Below are 4,021 nucleotides of genomic sequence, written 5' to 3' on the forward strand. Positions count from 1 at the left end.
CTGGTCCACACCGAGGAGCCGGGGCCGCCCTCCGCGCGCAGCCGCCCCCGCAGTCTGCCCAGGGCGAGCGACAGGCCCACCGCCGCCCGCGCCGCCTCGTTCCTCCGACCGGTCATGGGCCGCATCGTACAGCAAATGCGCAGGTAGCCTGAAGAATAAACGGCGCGGGAGGGGGCCGGTCAGCGTTCCATACGGTCGATCTGGCGGATCTTGTTCGTCACGTCGAGCGCCGCGACCTTGTAGGACTCTGCGAGCGTCGGATAGTTGAACACCGCGTCGACCAGGTAGTCGACCGTCCCGCCGCACCCCATCACGGCCTGGCCGATGTGGATCAGCTCGGTCGCGCCGGAGCCGAAGCAGTGCACCCCCAGCAGCTTCCGGTCCTCCGGTGACACCAGCAGCTTCAGCATGCCGTGCGTGTCCCCGATGATCTGGCCCCTGGCTAGTTCGCGGTAGCGCGAGACGCCGACCTCGAAGGGCACCTTCTCGTCGGTCAGCTGGTCCTCGGTCTTCCCGATGAAGCTGATCTCGGGAATGGTGTAGATCCCGATCGGCTGCAAGTGGTGCATCGCGTTCACCGGCTCGTCGCACGCGTGGTACGCGGCGGCGCGGCCCTGTTCCATGGAGGTCGCGGCCAGCGCGGGGAAGCCGATGACGTCACCGACGGCGTAGATGTGCGGCACGGTCGTGCGGTAGTGCTCGTCCACGCTGATGCGTCCGCGCTTGTCGGCGCTCAACCCCGCCTTGTCCAGGTCGAGTTCGTCCGTCAGCCCCTGGCGTCCCGCCGAGTACATCACCGCGTCGGCGGCTATCTTCTTGCCACTCTCCAGGACGGTCAGCGTGCCGTGTTCGTGCCGCTCCACCGCCGCGACCGTCTCGCCGAACCGGAACGTGACGGCCAGGTCCCTGAGGCGGTACTTGAGCGCCTCGACCACCTCGACGTCACAGAAGTCCAGCATCCCGTCCCGCTGTTCCACCACGGTGATCTTGCTGCCGAGGGCCGCGAACATCGAGGCGTACTCCATGCCGATGACCCCGGCGCCCACGATCACCATGGACCGCGGCACGTCGGCCATGTTGAGGACGCTGTCCGAGTCCATGACCGTACGGTCGTCGAACTCGACGGTCGCCGGGCGGGCCGGACGGGTGCCTGTCGCGATGACGATGTGGCCGGCGGTCAGCAGCCGGTCCTGGCCGGAGCCGTCCCGTACGGCCACGGTGTGGTCGTCCACGAACCGCCCGGTGCCGGAGAGCAGCGTGATCTGGTTCCTGGCCAGCTGATTGCGGACGACGTCGACCTCACGGCTGACCACGTGCTGCGTACGGGCCGTCAGGTCGGCGACGGTGATCTCTTCCTTGAGCCGGTAGCTCTGGCCGTACAGGTCGCGCTGGCTGAGCCCGGTGAGATAGAGCACCGCCTCGCGCAGCGTCTTGGAGGGCACCGTCCCCGTGTGGATGGAGACGCCCCCGACCATGTCGGGGCGGTCGACGATCGCCACCCGGCGACCGAGCTTGGCCGCGGCGATGGCGGCCTTCTGGCCGCCCGGTCCTGATCCGATGACAAGCATGTCGAAGTCGGGCACGGGAGGAGTCTGTCAGCCACCCGCGGTTCCCGGAAGGGCGGGTCCGATGCGCGGGACGGCCCCATCAATCACGGCTCGGGTCCCGGATCATGGGTACGTTTTGTCCTGTCCGGGGAGATCGAGTCACTTTCTGTACGGATATCTTCCCGCCGGCGGCCGAGACGGATCGAGGAACCCCCATGCCCGCAGTCCCCACCCGTACGCTCAACAACGGCGTCACCATCCCGCAGCTCGGATTCGGTGTCTTCCAGATCCCGCCTAAGCAGACCCGCGCGGCGACGCTCGTCGCGCTGGAGACGGGCTACCGGCACATCGACACCGCCGAGGCCTACGGGAACGAGAGGGAGGTCGGCCAGGCGATCCGCGACTCCGGCGTCGACCGGAGCGAGATCTTCGTGACCAGCAAGCTCAACGACCGGGCCCACGCGCCCGAGGACGCCCTGCGGGCCTTCGACCGGACCCTGGAGGTCCTCGACATCGGCCCGCTCGACCTCTTCCTCATCCACTGGCCGATGCCGTCCGTCGGCGACTTCGTGGAGACCTGGCACGCCATGGAGGAGATGTACCGCGGCGGGCGGGTCCGGGCCGTCGGCGTCTCCAACTTCCAGCCGCACCACCTGCGGCGGCTGCTCCAGAACAGCGTGATCGTGCCGGCCGCCAACCAGATCGAGATCCACCCCTACCTGACCCAGGACGACGTACGGGCCTTCAACGCCGAGCACGACATCGCCACCGAGGCCTGGTCCCCGATCGCCCAGGGCAAGGTGCTCGGCGACCCCACCATCACGTCCATCGCCGAGCGCCTCGGCCGCACCCCCGCCCAGGTGACCCTCCGCTGGCACATCCAGCGCGGCGACATCGTCTTCCCGAAGTCGGTCACGCGCGCACGGGTCGAGGAGAACTTCCGTCTCTTCGACTTCACCCTCACCGAGGGGGACATGGCGGAGATCTCGGCGCTCAACCGCGACGAGCGCACCGGCTTCGACCCGGACCGGTACCCCGACAACTGACCCCCGGAAGACCGACCGGCGGGGACGGTCGCATGAACATCCGGGTCGGGGGCCCGACGGGCGCCCCGCCAGGACGGTGTACGACGCATGATGATTCACTGGGCCGGAGATCCGCGCCGTCGTACCCGGATGACGCGCCTTCGTACACGGATGACACGGATGATGGGGTAGCCAGTGATTCTGAAGACCTTCCGGTGGGCCTTCGTGGTCACCGCGCTCGGCCTGGGGCTGGGGGTCCTCTACGACGGTACGAAAGCGCTGGGGATCGTCGCGATCCTGGCGGTGCTGGAGATCTCGCTGTCCTTCGACAACGCGGTGATCAACGCCGGGATCCTCAAGAAGATGAGCGCCTTCTGGCAGAAGATCTTCCTCACCATCGGTGTGCTGATCGCTGTCTTCGGCATGCGGCTGGTCTTCCCCGTCCTGATCGTGTCCGTCACGGCCAAGATCGGTCCGATCGAGTCCGTACGGCTCGCCCTGAACGACAAGGACCGCTACCAGCAGCTGGTCACCGACGCGCACCCGTCGATCGCGGCCTTCGGTGGCATGTTCCTGCTGATGATCTTCCTCAACTTCATCTTCGAGGACCGGGAGATCAAGTGGCAGGCCTGGCTGGAGCGGCCGCTGGCCAAGCTCGGCCAGGTCGACATGCTCGCCGTCTGCCTCGCGCTCATCGCGCTGCTCATCGCGTCCATGACGGTCGCCACGAGCGCCCACCAGCACGGCGGGCATCATGCCGACAAGGCGTCCACGGTGCTCACCGCGGGGGTCGCCGGTCTCATCACGTATCTGATCGTCGGCGGGCTCTCCAGCTTCTTCGAGGGCCGGCTGGAGGAGGAAGAGGAACGCGAGACCGAGAAGGCCGAGGAGGTCGGCCGGGCGCGCTCGGCGGCGGCCGTCACGGGCAAGGCCGCGTTCTTCATGTTCCTCTACCTGGAAGTCATCGACGCGTCGTTCTCCTTCGACGGGGTCATCGGCGCCTTCGCCATCACCAACGACATCGTGCTGCTGGCGCTGGGCCTCGGCATCGGCGCGATGTACGTCAGGTCGCTCACGGTCTTCCTCGTGCGCAAGGGCACGCTGGACGACTACGTGTACCTGGAGCACGGCGCGCACTACGCGATCGGGGCGCTCGCCGTGATCCTGATCGTGACCATCCAGTACCAGATCAGCGAACTCATCACCGGGCTCGTCGGCGTGGTCCTGATCGGCTGGTCGTTCTGGTCCTCGGTCCTCCGCAACAGGCGCCTCGCGAGCAGCGGGTCCGACGCCTGAGGCCCGCCGGCTCGGGGCGGGCCTCCCGGTATCCCGCTAACGGTCGCTCACCACGGTGAACATGCCGCCGTCCGGGTCGCGCAGCGTCGCCTCCCGGCCGGTCGGCGGGGACGACGGGGGAGCGGCGACCTCGCCGCCCGCCGCGAGGGCGGC

3 protein-coding genes are annotated in these 4,021 nt (G+C 68.1%); 2 read left to right on the top strand and 1 reads right to left on the bottom strand.

Features of this window, described 5'->3' with window-relative positions; genetic code table 11:
• Positions 1 to 179 precede the first annotated feature (179 nt).
• Entirely contained in the window at positions 180 to 1,583 is a 1,404-nt protein-coding gene (sthA, locus tag GT042_RS02680) for a Si-specific NAD(P)(+) transhydrogenase (RefSeq protein ID WP_161307089.1), read from the bottom strand.
• A 179-nt stretch (positions 1,584 to 1,762) separates the two neighbouring features.
• On the opposite strand from sthA, the gene GT042_RS02685 reads away from it, so the two are divergent.
• Positions 1,763 to 2,593: an aldo/keto reductase gene (locus GT042_RS02685; RefSeq protein WP_161307090.1), complete on the top strand. Its 831-nt coding sequence runs from the start codon at positions 1,763 to 1,765 to the stop codon at positions 2,591 to 2,593.
• A 174-nt stretch (positions 2,594 to 2,767) separates the two neighbouring features.
• Positions 2,768 to 3,868, top strand: coding sequence for a DUF475 domain-containing protein (locus tag GT042_RS02690; protein WP_161307091.1), 1,101 nt, complete (start codon positions 2,768 to 2,770; stop codon positions 3,866 to 3,868).
• Positions 3,869 to 4,021: the final 153 nt, after the last annotated feature.

Origin of the sequence: Streptomyces sp. SID3212 (assembly GCF_009865405.1) — a bacterium.
GTDB lineage: Bacteria > Actinomycetota > Actinomycetes > Streptomycetales > Streptomycetaceae > Streptomyces.

Coding starts and splice junctions, on each gene's coding strand:
- GT042_RS02685 (WP_161307090.1), top strand. CDS start 1,763: ATGCCCGCAGTCCCCACCCGTACGCTCAACAACGGCGTCACCATCCCG.